This is a genomic window from Alcaligenes sp. PF14, from assembly GCF_037150615.1.
Classification (GTDB): Bacteria; Pseudomonadota; Gammaproteobacteria; order Burkholderiales; family Burkholderiaceae_B; genus Alcaligenes; species Alcaligenes phenolicus.
In genome coordinates this window covers 33,925-53,390 of record NZ_JBAGRS010000007.1, presented here as the reverse complement: position 1 = coordinate 53,390, position 19,466 = coordinate 33,925, and the positions used below count along the sequence as shown (strand labels likewise).

Sequence of the window (19,466 nt, the reverse complement as noted above, 5' to 3'; positions counted from 1 at the left end):
AAACTGACCCCGGGTAAAACAAACGCGATTAAGGGGCCACACCCTCAGCGGTAATCATGGATACATGCGGCTAGAGGCCCAAGGCATCTCTATGGAACTGCGTTTGAACACCAACCGATCATGAAGCCGAAAAGGTTTATCGATCCAAAACTCCATCGACAGAGGAACGATACGAAACCCAGTCCAATACGAGGGCCTTGGAACTTCACCAATGCCAAAGCGAGCCGCCTGGACCGCAACCGCTTTGGCCAGGTCCCCTCGTTTGAGCAAAGGGCGGGATTGTTGACTTGCCCACGCCCCTATCCGGCTTGCACGATCTCTAGACGCAAAATGTGCATCAGCCTCGGCGTCCGAAACTTGCTGAACCTGTCCACGAAAACGAATCTGTCGGTGCAAAGACTTCCAATGCAACACCCCGGCAGCCTGCATATTGCTAAGCAGCTCTCCTCCTTTTTGAGACTGTGTATTGGAATAAAAGACCAGTCCTTCTTGATCAAATTTCTTCAATAAGACCATACGGACATTGGGCATTCCAGAGGCATCAGACGTAGCAAGCGCCATCGCATTTGCATCGTTCACCTCACTCCGATGAGCTAACTCGAGCCATTCCCCAAACAAAACAATTGGGTCATTGCCTACAACTGTATTTGTCTCATCGTTAAAAGCCTCACTCACATCGTGCGTCACTTGAGTCATCTTCGAAACACCTAAGCGAAAGAAAGTAGTTGGGGCGCCGCCAGCAGATTGCGCCATTTATCAGCGTCATCACCCGGCTTGCTGATCATGCGAGCCTGGCCATCCTTGCCAACGATCACCTCACCAGCAGGCGGCACATTCAAAAACTCCATATGCTGCGTCGCGCAATACGCTCCCACATCAAGAACCAGCAAATAATCACCTGCCTTTACCGAGGCAGGGACAGTCACTTCACCTGGTATAGGATAGTCATTCCGTAGCAGCGTGCGGCCTCGAATTTTGGCTCTACCCGCGTCCTTGTAGTCTGTAATTTCCTGAAAGTGGTCGTCCAGAAAGACAGTATTGTGAGGCCGATTACGTAGCTGGGCAGAGGGCATCAACATGCGAGAACTATCTGTAACAACGATATGCCCATTGGAATGACGCACTACATCTCGTTTGACGCTTGACACCAAAACACCGGAATCAGCCAACACATCACGGGCCGGTTCAAATAAGAATTTAACCGTCTCAGGTATTTTCATTTCGACCGCTAGGTCACGGATCGCAAGGAAATAGGTATTCCAGTCAAAATGCTTTTTCTCTTCATCCCATAATTCATAGTTAAAACCATGCCCACCCGCAAAATTAATTGATTTCGCTGATGGAAAGTGTTTAACAAACATGTGGAAGATTTCACGCACGATATCAACCATATCCTGAAGTGAATTGCCACTTCCGCAATACACCTCAAAGCACTCCAGAGTTCGCCCACTATCTTTCAACATTTGGGCTAATTGTCCCAGTTGCTCGACCTTCACCCCAGGTTTATCCGAACGAAGACTATCTATACGAGCACTGATCGTCGGCGCATTCTGCTCAATAGCAAATGCGATTTCATCAAGGCTAGCCAGAAACACCAAATGCTTTTTGGCATTCCAATAGCTGAGTTCCTTGTTCGAAACATGCCCTGGAGAAATAATGAATCTGTCAAACCCATACTGTGTGAGTAGCTCGTACTCATTAGGCATCTGTAACAAGATACCAGCCCCTGCATCATGAAGAGGTTTCATGACATGAGGGTTTGCATTGGGGAAAAACGGAATGTACAGGGAGACACGCCCCTCCAAGCCTGCAGCACGATAGGCTGATGTAATGCGCTGAAAGTTCTTCAGAACCTGGCTTTCGCTGTAAACAAAGACAGGGGTGCCGGATTTAGAGCAAATATTAGCTAGGTTAGCTGTTGAAACCCAATGACTCTCTAAATAACGAACATCCAAACACGGCACGTCTTGCTCTGCGGCCTCATATATCGACATAGTGTTCCTCTTAAAACAAAGTCACAACAAAGAAAGGTGGGTTGCAAACACCCACTACAAACAGGTGATAGAGCGCGTCGCATGTTCAATATCAGACACTCGCATCAACTGCTCACCAATCAAAAAACCCTTTATTCCGCTAGCTTTAAGACGAAGCACTTCTGCTGGACTGGATATTCCACTTTCACTAACTGCCAAACAATGCGGCCCCAACATCTTGAACAATCGCTCTGACACGCCAAGATCAACCGAGAAGTCACTCAAGTTACGGTTATTTATCCCGACCATTCGTACATTCATAGACAAGGCGCGTTCTGCCTCGGCCTCATCATGAACTTCAACCAGCGCTTCCATTCCAAGACTCTGAGCCCGCTCCATCAGCTCTTTCAGTAAGGAGTCATCACCTAGCATCGACATAATCAATAAAATGCAGTCGGCGTTCATCGCTCTGGACTCATAGACCTGATACATATCCACAATGAAATCCTTACGCAGTACCGGCAAGTCAGACGCAGATTTTGCAAGCTGCAGATCCCCTGCCTTCCCTTGAAAAAAATGGGCATCAGTCAAAACCGACAAACATGCTGCACCGCCCTTTTTATATGCTTGGGCAATCTCAACAACATCAAAGCCTTCTCTAAGCAATCCTTTTGATGGACTCGCTCGCTTGATCTCTGCAATCAGTGCAATCTGGTCTCGCACCACGCGTTTTTCCATGGCGGAAACGAAACATCGAGGTAGTGGCAACCGGGATATAAGAGACTCAAACCTAGATAGAGACATCTCGCTACGAGCTCGTTCGATTTCCTCAAGCTTATAAGCCTTGATCGTGTTCAAAATACTCATAGGTCACCAGAAAGCTCAGAGGAAAACAGTTGGGGAGCATCCCCCTGACAAGAAACAGAGATCAAACGCTGCAAACATCGCAATGCCTGGCCCTCATCAATGGAAGCACGCGCAATTCGTATGGCATCCAACCAGCCCTCTGTTTTCCCGGATGCAATTAATGCTCCAGCCGCATTGATCAATGCGATATCCCTATAAGGCCCAGCCTCCCCTTCGAGGACTGAACGCAGTGCATGTGCATTCGTCTGCGGATCTCCTCCTTTTAAGACGTCAGGCGCAGCTATAGACAAGCCAAGGTCCTCTGGCCGTATCTCGAGATCAGTCAAATGACCACTGATAGCCAACGTTGCAAAAGTCGGACCTGTGGTAGTAATTTCATCTAATCCATCAGAACCATGAACAACAAGAACCCGTTCAGATCCAAGCTCAGCCAAAGCAGCAGCTAAAGGGCGAACTAAGCTTCTGGCGTAAACACCAACCAAATGATGCTTAACCCCAGCTGGATTGAGTAACGGACCAAGAATATTAAAAAGTGTTCTGGTTCCAAGCTCTACGCGCACCGGCATCGCTTTCGCAAGAGCTGGATGATGAGCAGGAGCAAAAATGAACCCAATTCCAACCTCATCAATGCAGCGTTCAATCGTGTGAGGCTGTACGTCCAGATTTACCCCAAGCGCTCGCAAGACATCAGCAGCACCAGACCTTGAGGAAAATGCTCTATTCCCTTGCTTGGCTACGCGAACTCCAGCACCTGCCACAATAAAAGCAGCACATGTAGAAACGTTGTATGTCCCCGAGTTATCGCCCCCCGTTCCCAGAATATCCATCGTTCCTGGTGGAGCCTGTATAGTCACCATACGTGCTCGCATTGCAAGAGCGGCACCGACTATCTCATCGATAGTCTCACCACGCATGCGTAATGCAGTCAGCACTGCCCCAACTTGTGCCTGGCTAGCTTTCCCAGAAACGATACTGTCCATCAAAGCAGCCATACCGTTACGACTCAACGACCTGTACGAGACAAGGTCTTGAATAGCCAATTTGATATCAAACGCGTCGGTTTGCATTGTTATGGGGGTCTGCATGAAAACCTCAGCGGCTATGAACATATATCCATGCGCTCTGACTGAAACGCATTGAATACATCCAAATCCTCCGGGAGAGTCTGGTTCCAATCCAATGTCACATTCTCTCGACGAAATGGAGGTATGTCATATAAACGGTTGTCCAATGTCCTAGCGAACAAATGACCGGCATAAACTGCGGCAGCTATCGTACCCGGTGCATAACAATCACCAATCCTCACTACTCGTCGCTGGGGGCCATCCCCTTCATTGAGAACAGCAAGCTGCGCATCAAGCTCCCGATACAAGGAATCATTCGGTACCTGTGAGGTCACCAATACCACCGCATCCGCAAGGAGAAATCGCTTGCGCCCGGTAAACACACAAGCAATCACAACGCCATCCGATAAAATCTTCTCTAGCTTGTGGGATACATGTACACCCTCACACAGCTCGATCAATCTTTTCTGAATTTTTGGCTGCTCAGCCGTATTGAGCGTGAATGCCGAGACCAAGCTCTCTGGCGTCACAAAACTCACGGAACAACCTTGGGCGGCAAGCCGCTCTCCAATCACCCCTGCCATGTAGTAGTGATCGTCATCAAATATGAGTACCCGGCCGCCAAGCGAACTCCCAGCCATTACATCGTCAGGAGTAAAAACCGGTAACCGGTTCAAACCTTCAACGGGTGCCGAGTAGGTACGCCCCACACCATCTGCCCGCCATCGAGCGCCAGTTGCCACGGCAATCAAATCGCAATCTGTCTCCAGAACCATGCTGGCGGAAACAGGATTCTCCGGTAGAACAAGGACATTCGGATTCTTGCGCAACTGCCCCACTCGCCAATCGGCAACCCGACGCCATGCTGATAAGCCAGGCAAACTAGCCTCCGTCAGAGCACGTCCACCTAGATTGCGCTCCTTATCAGCCAAGATCGTTTCATAGCCACGTCTTCCCAACCACAATGCGGCCTCCAAACCAGCAGGCCCGGCCCCTACCACCAAAACTTTATGATCTGTATTTTTGGGCTGGATGATTTCTGGATGCCATTCTCTACGCCACTCTTCACCCATGGTGGGGTTCTGAGTGCATCGCAAGGGGACACTGAGCTTGTCTGATGCCACACAAATATTGCAACCGATACACTCTCGAATATCCTCAAATGCCCCTGTTCTGATCTTCTCCGGAAGATAGGGGTCTGCAATAGAGGGCCGCGCCGCCCCAATCAAATCCAACTTCCCAGTCGAGATTAATGACAGCATATGATCCGGGGATGTATACCGACCTACACCTACAACCGGCTTTCCAGTGACCTGTTTCACAAAGCTGATGTAACTGTCCTGAAAACCTTCATCACTAAAACGCGATGTCTGTCCATCATTCCCAAATGGACTGAGATTTACATCCCAAAGATCCGGCAAGTCGGCCAACATTTCAACAACATCACGGCCCTCCCCCTCAGCAGAAAGACCAAAAGGTCCAGCCAGCTCATCTACACTGAATCGCAAAGCGACTGCACATCGATCCCCCACGGCCTCCTTAGTATCCAAGAGCAACTCTTTTAATAAACGCACTCGATTTTCCAGGCTGCCCCCATACTCGTCTGTTCTCTGGTTATGACGCCGCGACAAGAAATGAGCTGGAAGCGTCATGTCGTGGCCTGCATAGATGTACACAATATCGAACCCAGCTCTCTTAGCATTAAGCGCAGCATTCCTGTGCCAACGCAAAAAGTCTCGAATATCACTTTTGTCCATTTCCCTGGCAGTAACGGGAGCCACTCCTCTTGTCGGAGCCAAGGAAGGGGCAAAAGGGATAGCACGCGTCTCCAAATTAGTTACGTGAAAACCATTGTGAGCAAGCTCTATGCCTGCCAAAGCACCGTATCGCGCTATCTCCTCACAAGCTTTGGATAAAACAGGTATATCCCTGGTATCCCAAAGCCTAAGCTCTCTCGGATGACAACTGGAGTAATGAATGTCGCACTGCTCAGTGCAAATAACACCCCATCCGCCCTCAGCCTTGATCCCCCGCATTCGAGCCATTGCACTTGGGTGCACCCGATTCATACCATTGCAATGGGGCACCTGATAGAAACGGTTTTTAGCGATTACCGGACCAATACTCAAAGGCTCAAAAAGTGGTGCATAACGATCAACACTTACTGGGGGGAAAATAGTCATTGTTATCTCTGATTGTTGTGCTGACAGACCTGAAAGACGCCAACGCCATGCCCTACTTACAGAGTTCAGGCACAAACTCAAAACGTCGACTGTGCTGAGTCAGCATTCCCTCCTTCAGAACCTCTATCTCCAACTCAGCCGCACGTATCGTGATGCGTTCGTGCAAGGCCTCCAGATCTTCATAAGCCCGCTCATGTAATGCCTCCGCGACGACCAGTACCGTATCTGACTCTTTAGAGACCACGGACTGAGCCCCCTGCCGGAAAACCCAGCGACGTGAGTGCGCATGGTTGGCCTCATCGGCAAACACAATCTCGTCCTCTGTTGGATGTTCGACCTCACCCTGAAAGGTTCGGTAAATCTCCGTACCATCGGCAGGCCGAACTGTGATGCCTCCAGAAATATGGGCGCAGTCAAATGCCGCAATCGGAATGGCTGCCTGCATAGACTCTGCGTTCAAAGTATCGATCAAGGGATGAAAGCCAGGCAGGTGTCCGTCTTTACGAAAGCGACGCAGCAATGCCTCAACCGCACAGCGGTATTGGGTCGGCTTCATGCCCATCTGGGAATACGCCTGACGCCAGGCCTGAATAGACGGGAGTTCGCTCTCCGGCCCCTGCTCCAGCAACTGGCCAACCCTCGTAAATGTGCTGTTCAGGGCATCGTTTTGGAGTTTAGCTACCCTCACCCCTTGTAAAACCAGGACCAATGCCGTCAGCCTCGGAAAGCGGTTCCACACAGTGTCAGAATGATTGAAGTACATGGTATGCAGGGCACCTTTCGCCAATTGAAAATGTGAAATACAGGCAAGCACACTGCCTATTGCGTCAGTACGGTTCGTGCTCGGGTTCGCTCCGGGAAGGTCAACACAAAAATGGCAAGAATGACCGTGGCAACACCCACAATCTGTACCCACCCAATCTGCTCCCCTAAAACCAGCGCTGCCAGGGTGACGGCTGTCAAAGGAGCCACCGCCGTAAATACAGACGCTTCGCTGCCACTGACCCGCGCTGCCCCGCCATACCACAGCAAAAACCCTGCAACGGTAGGGACAAGCGCATACCAAGCCACAGCACCTATCGCTGCGGTATCTGGCATGGAAAGCGGTAACTCAAGCAAAGCAAAGGGCAAGGACACCAGCAGGCCCAGACCGGTCATCGTGGTGGCTTGCAACAAAGGCCGCAGCGGCACAGGGATGCGCTTGTTAAGCAAAATGAATGCGCTCTCACAAACCACGGCTCCCAGGATATAAAACATGCCAATGGACGAACTTGGACCTGAGCCCTTCCAGACCACTGCCATGACACCCAAGGTCGCCAGCACGACGCTGATCAGCAGCCTTAGCCCTGGCCGCTCGCCCAGGACGATCACGGAGAAGAGCGCAGACACAGCGGGCAATGTGCCGATGATTACGCCCGCATCAGCCGCCGACAAATGGGACAAGCCTGCTATCAGTAAGGTCGTATAGCCAACACTGCCCGCCCCGGCCTGAAGCAGCAACAGTACCCAGTCCCGGAACAACAGCTTGGGCCACCGCTCTCGCTGCCAGAACATCAGGGCAAGCAAAACCGGCAAGGCAAGAGCAAAACGAAGTGCCGTTGCCAAAAAAGCAGGCATGTTGCCAGCGATCAGTTTGGAGGCAATAACGGTCGATCCAACCGTCATCATGGCCAAGGACAACAATACATATCCAAGTGTGCGACTTGACATCTTTTCCTCTAGGACGCAAATCAATTCACGTAATAACCTTGGTAGTTAATAATATTGATCAAGAAAAATCTTGAACGATATTGCAAGGAAACAGAAAATCCGCAGACATCAAGAGGGAGCACTATTTTTTGATAAAAACAAAAATAGAAAACGATTAGAATAGTCATTTCCCCACTCATCCAGGAACACGAAGTGCGCTCTTAGAAAATGAAAGGAAATATCCCAAATGAAGGTCAGTAAGCAATTCAAAGCGAAGGTATGCGGGCAGACAGATATCGTCGCTGTTGAAGCGATGTCCAGCCAATCGTTTGGTCGGCATACTCACGATCAGTTTGGGATAGGGGTGCTGGTCAGCGGAGCTCAGGACTCAGCCAGTGGTCGCGGACAGGTACGAGCGACCAACGGCAACATGATTACCGTCAACCCGAATGAAGTTCACGATGGAAGACCCGTAGACGGCAAGGCAAGAACCTGGCGCATGCTGTATCTGGACCCAGAGCTGATCGCCCAGTTTGCCCAGTCCATGGGGCATAGCGCCGGGGTGGAGTTTATCCACCCTGTTCTTGGCGACACCTCGGCGGTCATGGCATTCAAGCGCCTGTACGTGGCATTAACCGATCCAAAGCGCGAGCCCAAGCAAGGACTGATAGATGAAATTGCGGAGCAGGAGCTTTTTCAAATTCTGGTACCACTGCTTGGAAATAATCAGCCCACGGAAGCAGAGATTCTATCTGCCGAGTTAGCCAGAGCCAAAGCTCGTCTTGATGCTCACCCAGAAATCCCGGTCTCACTTAATGAACTGGCAACGGAGGCCGGTTTAAGCCGATTCCAATTTCTAAGGGCGTTCAAGGCGGTGACGCAATTGCCGCCTCATGCGTATCGACTACAGCGTCAGCTGCAAATGGCACGCCGCCTGATCATGCAAGGACACACCTTACTGCAAGCGTCTCTTTTATCGGGTTTTGCAGATCAAAGCCACTTAACCCGCCATTTCGTCTCAAGTTATGGCCTGACGCCCGGCTCCCTCTCTCAATCTCGCAAAATGCAGTCTTTTTCGGCGCTCAAGTAATTGAGGGAAATCCGATAATTAATTCAAGACGACAAATCAAGAATCAATAATTTTGATAATTTATTTTATTGAAAAAAATTTGATTGGCAATAAAATCAATCTTGAAAAATAAATAATAAGGAAGCCAATTTAAACCGGCTTATCCTCATCCTCCAGCAACATCACCAGCTTGCAATCCGGCCGTATCGCCAGGCGAAAGGTAAATTGCTGAAAGCGGCGCACTCCCTGGCTGGGGTGCCGGAAATCCCGCAAGCCGCCCTCCCGCTCCACCACGGTCTGGCGTCCCCACCAGAAAGCGAATACCTGGCTTTGCTGCGCCAACTCCTGGATCAAAGCCTGTATATCGGCCTCGTCCGCATGGGCGCCTACGTCAGCGCGGAACTCGGCCACGACGCGGCTGGCGCGCTGCTCCCAGTCCACCACCAGCTCACGCGCTGCCGGGTCCAGGAAGATATAACGCAGCAGATTGGGCTGCTCGCTACGGTCGGGCCAGCCATCGAACAAACCCAACAAGGCTTCGTTGCGAGCCAGTACGTTCCAGCTGCGGTCCAGAATGTAGGCCGGGGCGGAGATGCTATCGACACATGCGCTCAAGCCTTGCGGCAAGGGTTGAATATCACCCTGCCAATGCTCGGGATCGGCGCAGTCAGCCAGTTCAAACAGATAGTGGCGCTCGGCCCGGGCCAGTTTCAGGACCGTTGCCAGGCGGGCGCAGACCGTGGGGGACACGGTAACGTCGCGACCCTGCTCGATCCAGGTGTACCAGGTGGTGCTGATATCGCACAGCTGCGCCACTTCTTCGCGACGCAAACCAGGAGTGCGACGGCGCACACCGGGAGCCAGCCCCAGGTCTACAGGCTGGATACGCTCGCGTGCATTACGCAAAAATCGTCCCAAAGCCTGACGCCGGGTTTGAGAGGCGCCCTCGGCGCCGCCCGGATTAGCCCCTGTTGGCCCCGTCGTTCCCATATCAGCCTAATACGCCCGACAAGCTGCGGCGTACGTCTTCTTCCGTACGACCACTGCGCTGGATATAGTCTTGCAACTGGTCTTCACCAATATTGCCCACGTTGAAGTACTTGGACTGCGGATGGCTGAAGTAGAAGCCCGACACACTGGAAGCCGGAATCATGGCGTAGCTGTCGGTGATGAACATCTCGATGTCTTCACACTGCAGGACACGGAACATATCGTGCTTGACCACGTGTTCCGGGCAGGCCGGATAGCCGGGTGCAGGTCGAATGCCCTGGTATTTCTCGTCGATCAGCTCTTCGTTGGACAGGCGCTCGTCGGTGACATAGCCCCACAAATCCGTGCGGACGCGAGCATGCAGACATTCGGCAAAGCCCTCGGCAAAACGGTCGCCCAGTGCCTTGATCATCAAGTCCGAGTAATCGTCGCCGGCAGCCTGGAAGCGCTCGGACAGTTTGTCTACGCCAATCCCGCCAGTAACCGCAAACATGCCGATGTAATCGGCCACGCCGCTTTCTTTCGGAGCAATGTAGTCAGCCAGACACTTGCTATCCACGCCTTCACGCTTGACGCCTTGTTGGCGCAGGTTGCGCCAGGTGAACAAGACTTCGCTGCGTGATTCGTCCGAGTAGACCTCGATATCTTCGCCATTGACGGTGTTGGCGGGGTAGAACGCAATTACACCGTTTGCCGTCAACCAGCGTCCTTCAATGACTTTCTTCAACATGGCCTGCCCTTCGGCAAACAGCGTCTTGGCCTGCTCGCCCACCACCTTGTCTTCCAGAATGGCCGGATACTTGCCGAACAAGCTCCAAGTCTGGAAAAACGGCGTCCAATCGATGAACTGGGCAATATCGGCCAAGTCGTAGTTTTTGAAGGTGCGGCGGCCAATGAATTTAGGGCGTGGCGGCACGTAGGTGGACCAGTCGATGGCAGGCTTGTCTTCGCGCGCTTTTTCCAGCGAGATCAAAGGCGTGGCTTTACGATTGGCATGGCGCTGGCGCACTTGCTCGTATTCCTCGCGCACTTCAGCCAAAAACTCTTCCACATTGTCCGACACCAGTTGGGTAGCCACACCCACGCAGCGGCTGGCGTCCGGAGTATAGATAACCGGGCCGTCGTAATGCGGGGCGATCTTCACCGCCGTATGCACGCGGCTGGTGGTTGCGCCGCCAATCATCAGAGGAATATTGCGCTCACGGAAGTACGGGTCGCGCTGCATCTCGGAAGCGACATAGGCCATTTCCTCCAGGCTGGGAGTGATCAGGCCGGACAAACCCACAATATCGGCCTCCACTTCTTTGGCCTTGGCGAGGATCTCGGCACAAGGCACCATCACGCCCATATTGACCACTTCAAAGTTATTGCACTGCATCACCACGGACACAATGTTCTTGCCAATGTCATGGACGTCGCCCTTCACCGTGGCAATCACCATGCGGCCTTTGGAGCGCACATCACCACCTGCGGCCTCGATCTGGCGCTTTTCTTCTTCGATAAAGGGAATCAGGTGGGCCACGGCCTGTTTCATTACACGCGCGGATTTCACCACCTGCGGCAGGAACATCTTGCCCTGACCGAACAGGTCGCCCACCACGTTCATGCCGTCCATCAAAGGACCTTCAATCACGCTGATGGGGCGACCACCCTGGGCATCAATCTTCTGACGAACTTCTTCCGTATCTTCCACGATGAAGCTGGTAATGCCATGCACCAAAGAGTGGATCAGACGCTGCTCAACCGTAGTTTCGCGCCAGCTCAGGTCTTCCTCTTTCTTGGCGCCGGAGCCTTTGACGCTCTCGGCCATTTCCACCAGGCGTTCAGTGGGGGTGCGTTCGTCCGCCGGATCGGTTTTCCCTTTGGGCTCGGCCCGATTCAGGATCACGTCTTCGATCAAGTCGCGCAGATGCGGTTCAATATCGGCGTACACACCCAACTGACCGGCATTCACAATACCCATGGTCAGACCTTCCTGAATAGCGTAGTACAGGAAGACGGTGTGGATGGCCTCGCGCATGGCTTCGTTGCCACGGAAGGAGAAACTGACGTTGGAAATACCACCGGACAAACGTGCATGCGGCAGATTCTTGTGAATCCAGCCTACCCCGCGGATAAAGTCCAGACCGTAAGTCGCATGTTCGTCCATGCCAGTTGCAACAGCAAAGACGTTGGGGTCGAAAATAATGTCCTCTGGCGGAAAGCCAACCTCATCAACCAGCAAGCGGTAGGCGCGTTCGCAAATTTCTACCCGACGCTCGTAACTATCGGCCTGACCTTGCTCGTCAAACGCCATCACAACAATGGCGGCACCGTATTTACGACACAGACGGGCATGTTCCAGGAAAGGCTCAATGCCCTCTTTCATGGAAATGGAGTTCACGATGGCCTTGCCTTGAACGCAACGCAAACCGGTTTCGATCACATCCCACTTGGAGCTGTCGATCATGATGGGCACGCGGGCAATATCCGGCTCGGAGGCAATCATGTTCAGGAAACGATGCATACAGGCTGCCGAGTCCAGCATGCCTTCGTCCATATTGATGTCGATAATCTGTGCACCGTTTTCCACCTGCTGACGGGCCACCGACAAGGCTTCTTCGTAGTTTTCTTGCTGAATCAGGCGCAAGAAAGCCTTGCTGCCCGTGACGTTGGTACGTTCACCCACGTTCACAAACAGGGTTTCTTCGTCAATATTCAGTGGTTCCAGACCCGACAAACGGGTTTTGACAGGAACTTCAGGAACAATGCGGGGAGGCAGCTTGCGGCACAGCTCGGCAATGGCGGCAATGTGCTCTGGCGTCGTGCCACAGCAGCCCCCCACCATATTCACCAAACCGGCTTGCGTGAACTCTTGCAGCAGGCTGGACGTATCGGCAGGTGTTTCATCAAAGCCGGTCTCCGCCATGGGGTTGGGCAAACCGGCGTTGGGGTAGACACACACATAGGTGTCACAAATCTTGGACAGCTCGGCCACGTAAGGGCGCATCAAGGCAGCGCCCAAGGCACAGTTCAGGCCAATCGTAATAGGACGGGCATGACGCATGGAGTTCCAGAAGGCCTCCACGGTCTGGCCAGACAAGATACGGCCCGAGGCATCCGTGACCGTGCCCGACACCATCACCGGAACGCGTTCACCGCGTTCATCAAAGACCGTTTCCAGAGCAAAAACAGCCGCCTTGGCATTCAACGTGTCAAAGACGGTTTCAATCAACAGAATATCGACGCCACCATCCAGCAAGGCTCGAACCTGCTCCGTATACGCTACACGCAGCTGCTCAAAGGTGACGTTACGGGCGGCCGGGTCATTCACATCCGGGGAAATAGAAGCCGTCTTGGGCTGCGGGCCCAAGGCACCGGCTACAAAACGCGGCCACTCGGGTGTACTGAAGGCATCGCGCGCCTGACAGGCCAGTTGGGCAGAAGCCAGGTTCAGGTCATAGCTGATGCCCTGCAAATCGTAGTCACCCTGGGCAATATCCGTTGCACCAAACGTGTTGGTGCTGATGACGTCGGCACCGGCAGACAGATATTTCTCGTGAATTTCACGAATGATGTCCGGGCGTACCAGCGACAGCAATTCGTTATTGCCTTTGACGTCCTTATGGTGATTCGCGAAGCGCTCGCCCCGGAAATCGGCCTCGCCCAATTTGTAACGCTGAATCATGGTGCCCATTGCACCATCCAGAATCAGAATTTGCTGCCCCAAACGGCGCGCAAACTCGGTACCACGCGTATAGGCAGAGATCGGATAAGGCAAAGCAGGATAGGACACTAAAAGCTCCGTAACACGAAACGGGACGTTGACGGCATCTGACAGCAAGAGCCGCGAAAATGGTGGATTGGCGCCACAATTGTAGCGCTTTGTACAGCGAATCCACCCTAAACACTTAACCTTTGCCCCAGCGGCATGTAACATTTTCCGCTCGGAAAGAGGTGCTTTCCGGCCCATGCAGCCTTGGGCCTGGGAAAGTCAAATGGGAAACGTGAGCGGTTCCGCCCTGGAACTGCCAAACGTGCTGCCCCCGCAACGGTACCTGCTACGCGCAAAGCCCGACACCAGCCTGCTTCTCGACCCTGAATTCATGGCCGTCCCACGGTGGGCGGCTTCGCTTACTGATGTGCGGGGACGCACATCTCACAGGAATCTCCATGACACTACTGTCCATCAGACCTTTGATGGTCGCCCTGGCGGGCGCCCTGCCTTTGATCGCCACGGCCCAAACTGCCCCTGTCGCCAAACTGGATCAAATTGTTGTTACCCCTAGCCGCATGGCTCAGCCACTGAAAAACGTGGTGGGTGACGTGACGGTGATTGATCAGGAAACCTTGCAGAAAGCAGGTCAAAGCAGTGTGGCTGAAATTTTGCAGCGTCAGCCTGGGGTGGAGATTTACAGCAGTGGAGGCCCGCAGACCACGACCGGCGTTTTTTTACGCGGTACTGACCCCAAACACACCCGCGTCATGATCGACGGTATGCGTATCAATAGCCCCACCAGCGGTTCGGTGAACTGGCAGGCAATTGACCCCGCCCTGATCGAGCGTATTGAAATTGTGCGTGGCGCAGGCAGCAGCCTGTATGGCTCGGATGCGATTGGTGGTGTCATCAACATCATTACCAAAAAAGGTGGCGGTGACCGCGCCTTGAGCGCATGGGGGAATGTAGGCCTGGGTTCGCAAGACACCTTCAAAGCCAGCGCCGGTTTTTCGGGGGCGTCTCAAGGTTGGGACTACAGTCTGGCTTCCAGCTACGGCACCAGCGATGGTTTCAATGCGACCAATCCACTATTGGACTGGGCCTATAACCCCGACAAGAATGGCTACACCCAGCATGGTCTGAGCGGATCGCTAGGATATGAATGGGCACAGGGCCAACATCTTGGACTGACAGCTATCAACACCTATATGGACGGCCAGTTTGACAACGGCTCAACCGAACCTCGCACACCTAGAGCCCTGACCCGTCAGCAGGCCTATGGCCTAACCAGCACCAACAAACTGTCCGACTTCTGGACCAGTCGTTTAAGCGCTTCTTTGAGCAAAGAGGCAATAGATTCACGCACAAAAGCCCCGTCCATCTTCTCGTCTATCCAACGTCAATATAGTTGGCAAAATGATCTCACTCTCGCTCAGGGACATACTGTCTCCTTGTTGGCTGAGCGCCAGGAAGAACGGATTACTCATTCGACCATTCAACAACAGGATCAACGTAACACCAATGCTTTTTCCCTTATTTACCGGGGCGACATTAATCAGCACCACCTTCAGGCCAGCGTCCGCAATGACAATATCAGCGGCTACGGCAACAAAGTCACTGGTGGCTTAGGCTATGACCTGGACATCTACGATAACTGGACAGTTGGTCTGGCTGCCAATACTGGCTTTCGCGCCCCGACCTTTACAGACCTGTACTGGCCAAGTGGATTTGGATACCAAGGAAATCCAGACCTGAAACCAGAAAAATCACGCAATATCGAGGGCCATATCCGTTATACCGACGACACTACCGAATTAGGTCTGGTCGTCTACCAAAACCGCATCAAAGACTTAATCAGCACCGGCCCGTACGATGCAGCGCTTGGTTACAGCATGCCTATCAATACCAAAAACGCTCGTATCACTGGCGTAACCTTGACGGCCATAAAGCAACTGGGCGACACAACTCTGAGCGCCAGCGCTGACTTTACCAACCCCAAAGATCTGGACACAGGCAACCGTCTAATTCGCCGCGCCAAACAAAACTACAAAGTGGCTGTTGAACAACGCTTCGGAGCGCTGAAAACAGGGGCTGAATATCAATTTGCTTCCCATCGATTCGAAGACCCCGACAATAGCCAGCGTCTGGGCAGCTACGGCCTGTTGAACCTGACCGCAAGCTACCCGCTGACCTCCAGTCTGGAAGCCCAGCTGCGTTGGAACAATGTGCTCGACAAGGATTACACCTTGGCTCGTGGCTATAACAACGCCGGCTCCAGCGTGTTCCTGAACTTTGCCTGGCGCATGTAATCAGTAAAATCAGCTTTGCTTGATTTTGGCGCGGATCTGCACAAGAGCCGCGCCATTTACTTAAAGGCGCACGATGCCCTCTTTGCTTGCGACTTGTCGTCTTCAGCACTCAAAGCGCTCTGTCTGGAGTGGATTGGGGCTATGGGGTTTGCTTTGCCTGTTCGCCCTGCTTTTGGGATTACCCATCTTGACGCAAGCGCAGGAGCACGACCCGCTGCTGTCACAGGCGCAGACTCAAGCACAGCCCGAGACACAGACAAGCACAGAGCAAAGCACTCAAGAAGTACAGAGCAAGCAGCAAGATAAAACAATCCAAAAAGCCGCGACAGAGCAAGCAGTCCAACCCCCACAAACTGTCGCTCCTGCCCGCGCGATTAGCCTGGCCCCTCATATCACTGAGATCCTGTTTGCCGCGGGTGCTCAAGACCATTTGATCGCCGTAGACAGTTCCAGTGACTACCCGCCTGCCGCCAAGGATTTGCCCCGCATTGGGGACGCCTTGCGCGTAAACCCGGAACGGCTGCTGGAGCTAAAGCCTGATCAGGTCTGGGCCTGGCAAGCCAACCAGATCGGCCCTGAATTACAGCGCCAGCTACAGCAAACCCATATCAGCCTGATCTTTGCCGCCCCTGAAAAACTGGACGATATTCCCGCCTTTGTCCGTCTGGCTGGAGACAGCCTGGACACGGCGGAGGTAGCCGTGCCGATGGCTGCTTTGCTGGACAATCAGATTGCCGCCCTGCGCCAGAACAGCCGCTTGGGCGAGACGGTCAGCGTGTTTCTGGAAATCGGTTCCGAGCCGTTGTACACCTTGGCGCGCGATCCCTTGATTCAAGATGTGCTGACCACCTGCAAAGCGCAAAACATCTACGCTCGCCATGCTGCCGTCGCCCCCACCATCAGCCTGGAAGACGTGCTGCACAAGCGCCCGCAAGTGGTCATCATGGCCTACCGTGATCCGGCCCAACTACGCGCCCGCCACCTGTTCTGGGAAAAGCATCTGGGGCTAAGTCCCCACGCCTTGCTGAACCTGAACCCGGATGCGCTGTACCGCCCCGGCCCCAGGCTGATAGAGGCGACTCGCGAACTGTGCGAGCAACTGGATCGCTATCGAGCCCAGGTATCCTGAGCGGTTTTCTACTTCGGCTTAGAACTGATACTTCACCGCCAGCATCATGTTGCGCGGTTCGCCCCAGGTATAGGTGCTGTACCAGGAGAACATGGAGTAATAGCGCTTGTCGAACAGGTTATTGACGGTAAAGGTAGCCGACAAATTCTTGTTGAAACGATAACGCGCCATCGCATCTACCAGCCAGTACCCCGAGACCGTATGCCGCACCTTACCCGGCGATCCAGGTCGACTGACATCGCCCCAGGTCTTGCTTTGCCAACGTGCACCGCCGCCCAAGGTCAGGCCATTCAAGTCACCCTCAAAATCGTAGGTGGTATAGATGTTGAACTGATGTTCAGGCGATAAGGTCGACACCTTTTCACCATCGCGGCGCGACAGCTTGTAGGCATAGCCTGCATGCATCTGCCATTGCGGCGTTAGCTGACCGGCCACTTCCAGCTCTACGCCATGAGTACGCACACCTTGAGTGGCCTCATAAGCGATACCCCCCGACGGTGTGCGCCCCCCCGTTTCCTTGCCAAAGTTATCCTGACGCAGCTGGAAGTAAGCCAGGCTGGACGTCAAACGGCCGCCCATGAATTCGCCTTTGACACCGACCTCGTAGTTATCGCCTCGCAAGGGATCCAGAGTACGACCGCCCTCGTCTTGCAAATCTTGGGGCTGGAAGATATTGGTGTAGCTGGCATAGACCGAGAAGTTGTGGTTCAGGTCATACACAGCCCCAAAGTAAGGCACCCATACACCTGTCTCGCGCATATCCAGCTTGTTGTAGTTGGCATAGCGTGTACCCAGCAGCAGCTTCAAATCATCACGCAGGTTCAGGCGCGTGCTGACGTACAAACCATTTTCTCGTGTCACTTCACGATCGTCGCCCAGGTGCTTCCAGTTCATGCGCGGCCAGTGACCATCCCATTCGTAGTAATTCGAGACATCGGTATTACTGTTTTCACCGTAAGACGCATTGGTCCAGCGACGACGCGATACGCCGCCTCCAACCACCAACTCGTGCTCGCGTCCGAACAGTTCAAAGGGGCCGGTCGCATAGAAGTCCGCCGTGTTCGAGACCGTCTTGCCCACGTAGCGCCCGGACCATAGCGACACACCTTTTCCGGTCAAAGGATCAGGGTTACCAGCGGCCGCAGCCGCCAGCTCAGAGTCATAACCATTGACCAAGCGATTGAGCTGCACCTTGGCCATCCAGCCACTGTCGAACTCATGCTCCAAAGTGGCAAAGGCCGAACGGGTGTACTGGTTCCAGCGACTCCAGCGCGTACCGTTATTAAAGGAACGGTCCATCTCGTTGAAGTGGCCCTGCGCGTCATAAATCGGGATGCCCCCCCAGGTTGATCCTTTGGGATCGTTGTCCTGCAAATCTGCACCCAGGGTCAAGCGGGTATCCGGTGTCAGGTCTGCTTCAACGATGCCGTATAACACCAAAGTCTGACGCTGGTAGTGGTCCAAATGGCTCTTTTTGTCCTGATAGGCACCAACCAGACGGCCACGTAGCGAACCTGACTCGTTCAAAGGGCCGGAGAAATCCGCTTCACTGCGGTAATTGTTCCAGGAGCCCAAGCCCGCACTGGCATATACCTGAAACTCGTGCGTCGGCTTTTTACGAATCATATTAATAGTCGCGCCTGGGGTCCCACTGCCAGTGAGCAAACCGGAGGCGCCTTTCAATACCTCGACACGATCGTAAATCGCTGTGTCCGTGAGCGAATGGCCTGCCGAGTATGGTGAATCGCGCAAGGTAGGGATGCCATCATATTGGAAGTTCTGGACACCAAAACCGCGTGCTTCGTAAACGGTACGCTCGCTGTCATAAGTAATGATGCTCAGGCCGGGTGTATGGCGCACCACGTCATCAATACTGGTCAGGTTGAAGTCGTCCATCTTCTTGCGTGTAGTCACGCTGATGGCCTGCGGCGTCTGACGCGGAGTCAGACGCAAGCGGGTTGCCGTGGCAATCGTGCCCGCTGCATACGTGCCTGAACCTTCGGTAATGTCGCCCAGCGCATTGCGACGTACTTCAATACTGGCCAAAGACTGCACACTGGCGTCATCCGCCAAGGTGTCGCCATCGGGCAAGGCAATCAAGACATAGCCATGATCCCGGCTTTGCACCTGAAACGGCTGCCCAGCCAGCAAGGCGGCAAAGCCATCCTGCACGGAATACTGTCCCTGCAAGCGCGGAGCGCGCAAACCCTGCAATCGGGAGGAATCCATCACCAGCGCTACCCCGGCCTGTTGAGCGAACTGGCTCAAGCGGCTGGCCAGATCCCCGGCTTCCAGCGCGTAGGCTTGGGTTGTCTGGGCCGAGGCCGGCGCCACGCTCAGCATCAAGGCCCCTACAAAGGCCAAGCCCAGCAGGCGGCGGCAGGTATTGGGCATGAACGGCGTCTTCACAAGCGCCAAAGCCGGCGCATTCTTCGGGACCATGAAATCTCTCCTTCTTTGGCAAGGTCTATCTGTTAAAGACGCACGAGCTCAAAA

13 protein-coding genes and 1 riboswitch are annotated in these 19,466 nt (G+C 53.5%); of the genes, 3 read left to right on the top strand and 10 right to left on the bottom strand.

Annotation, left to right across the window (positions count from 1 at the left end):
- Positions 1–54 precede the first annotated feature (54 nt).
- From pdxH to WFM49_RS15130, 7 genes are read right to left on the bottom strand one after another with little or no spacing between them, the layout of a single operon-like run.
- Entirely contained in the window at positions 55–696 is a 642-nt protein-coding gene (gene pdxH / locus WFM49_RS15160; protein ID WP_009458730.1) for a pyridoxamine 5'-phosphate oxidase, read from the bottom strand.
- Positions 697–707: 11 nt separating this feature from the next.
- A complete protein-coding gene (locus tag WFM49_RS15155; RefSeq protein WP_009458729.1) occupies positions 708–1,994 on the bottom strand; it encodes a diaminopimelate decarboxylase in 1,287 nt (428 codons plus the stop codon).
- Between the two features lie 54 nt (positions 1,995–2,048).
- Positions 2,049–2,840 carry an indole-3-glycerol phosphate synthase TrpC gene (gene trpC / locus WFM49_RS15150; RefSeq protein ID WP_009458728.1) on the bottom strand — a complete coding sequence of 264 codons (792 nt, stop codon included), beginning with the start codon at positions 2,838–2,840 and terminating at the stop codon, positions 2,049–2,051.
- Positions 2,837–3,925 carry an anthranilate phosphoribosyltransferase gene (gene trpD, locus WFM49_RS15145; protein ID WP_235332462.1) on the bottom strand — a complete coding sequence of 363 codons (1,089 nt, stop codon included), beginning with the start codon at positions 3,923–3,925 and terminating at the stop codon, positions 2,837–2,839. The genes trpC and trpD overlap by 4 nt, the downstream gene beginning before the upstream one ends.
- Before the next feature lie 14 nt (positions 3,926–3,939).
- Entirely contained in the window at positions 3,940–6,087 is a 2,148-nt protein-coding gene (locus tag WFM49_RS15140; RefSeq protein ID WP_336974107.1) for an oxidoreductase, read from the bottom strand.
- 52 nt (positions 6,088–6,139) lie between these two features.
- Positions 6,140–6,850: a B3/B4 domain-containing protein gene (locus WFM49_RS15135; protein WP_009458725.1), complete on the bottom strand. Its 711-nt coding sequence runs from the start codon at positions 6,848–6,850 to the stop codon at positions 6,140–6,142.
- A 56-nt stretch (positions 6,851–6,906) separates the two neighbouring features.
- Entirely contained in the window at positions 6,907–7,797 is an 891-nt protein-coding gene (locus WFM49_RS15130; protein ID WP_031233054.1) for a DMT family transporter, read from the bottom strand.
- A gap of 226 nt (positions 7,798–8,023) precedes the next feature.
- Here WFM49_RS15130 and WFM49_RS15125 point away from each other — a divergent pair, with 226 nt between their 5' ends.
- Positions 8,024–8,866 (top strand): AraC family transcriptional regulator, encoded by an 843-nt coding sequence (locus WFM49_RS15125; RefSeq protein WP_009458723.1) that lies wholly within the window; start codon positions 8,024–8,026, stop codon positions 8,864–8,866.
- A 129-nt stretch (positions 8,867–8,995) separates the two neighbouring features.
- On the opposite strand, the gene WFM49_RS15120 is transcribed toward WFM49_RS15125, so the two are convergent.
- Both WFM49_RS15120 and metH read right to left on the bottom strand, forming a co-directional pair.
- Entirely contained in the window at positions 8,996–9,835 is an 840-nt protein-coding gene (locus WFM49_RS15120; protein ID WP_039941917.1) for a helix-turn-helix transcriptional regulator, read from the bottom strand.
- Position 9,836: 1 nt separating this feature from the next.
- The gene (gene metH / locus WFM49_RS15115; protein WP_022983630.1) at positions 9,837–13,610 is read right to left on the bottom strand and encodes a methionine synthase; all 3,774 of its coding nucleotides are present in this window, start codon (positions 13,608–13,610) and stop codon (positions 9,837–9,839) included.
- A 142-nt stretch (positions 13,611–13,752) separates the two neighbouring features.
- Positions 13,753–13,917, top strand: a riboswitch (cobalamin riboswitch).
- Positions 13,918–13,987: 70 nt separating this feature from the next.
- Here metH and WFM49_RS15110 point away from each other — a divergent pair.
- Both WFM49_RS15110 and WFM49_RS15105 read left to right on the top strand, forming a co-directional pair.
- Positions 13,988–15,841 carry a TonB-dependent receptor domain-containing protein gene (locus WFM49_RS15110; protein WP_060185323.1) on the top strand — a complete coding sequence of 618 codons (1,854 nt, stop codon included), beginning with the start codon at positions 13,988–13,990 and terminating at the stop codon, positions 15,839–15,841.
- 187 nt (positions 15,842–16,028) lie between these two features.
- On the top strand, positions 16,029–16,970 hold the full coding sequence (locus tag WFM49_RS15105; RefSeq protein WP_336974098.1) for an ABC transporter substrate-binding protein: 942 nt from the start codon (positions 16,029–16,031) through the stop codon (positions 16,968–16,970).
- An 18-nt stretch (positions 16,971–16,988) separates the two neighbouring features.
- Here WFM49_RS15105 and WFM49_RS15100 read toward each other — a convergent pair whose 3' ends face one another.
- Positions 16,989–19,412 carry a TonB-dependent siderophore receptor gene (locus WFM49_RS15100; protein WP_336974095.1) on the bottom strand — a complete coding sequence of 808 codons (2,424 nt, stop codon included), beginning with the start codon at positions 19,410–19,412 and terminating at the stop codon, positions 16,989–16,991.
- Between the last annotated feature and the right edge of the window lie 54 nt (positions 19,413–19,466).

Bases quoted from the DNA above. Each gene is read 5' to 3' on its own strand.
- pdxH (WP_009458730.1), bottom strand. From the start codon at position 696: ATGACTCAAGTGACGCACGATGTGAGTGAGGCTTTTAACGATGAGACA.
- WFM49_RS15155 (WP_009458729.1), bottom strand. From the start codon at position 1,994: ATGTCGATATATGAGGCCGCAGAGCAAGACGTGCCGTGTTTGGATGTT.
- trpC (WP_009458728.1), bottom strand. From the start codon at position 2,840: ATGAGTATTTTGAACACGATCAAGGCTTATAAGCTTGAGGAAATCGAA.
- trpD (WP_235332462.1), bottom strand. From the start codon at position 3,925: ATGCAGACCCCCATAACAATGCAAACCGACGCGTTTGATATCAAATTG.
- WFM49_RS15140 (WP_336974107.1), bottom strand. From the start codon at position 6,087: ATGACTATTTTCCCCCCAGTAAGTGTTGATCGTTATGCACCACTTTTT.
- WFM49_RS15135 (WP_009458725.1), bottom strand. From the start codon at position 6,850: ATGTACTTCAATCATTCTGACACTGTGTGGAACCGCTTTCCGAGGCTG.
- WFM49_RS15130 (WP_031233054.1), bottom strand. From the start codon at position 7,797: ATGTCAAGTCGCACACTTGGATATGTATTGTTGTCCTTGGCCATGATG.
- WFM49_RS15125 (WP_009458723.1), top strand. From the start codon at position 8,024: ATGAAGGTCAGTAAGCAATTCAAAGCGAAGGTATGCGGGCAGACAGAT.
- WFM49_RS15120 (WP_039941917.1), bottom strand. From the start codon at position 9,835: ATGGGAACGACGGGGCCAACAGGGGCTAATCCGGGCGGCGCCGAGGGC.
- WFM49_RS15110 (WP_060185323.1), top strand. From the start codon at position 13,988: ATGACACTACTGTCCATCAGACCTTTGATGGTCGCCCTGGCGGGCGCC.
- WFM49_RS15100 (WP_336974095.1), bottom strand. From the start codon at position 19,412: ATGGTCCCGAAGAATGCGCCGGCTTTGGCGCTTGTGAAGACGCCGTTC.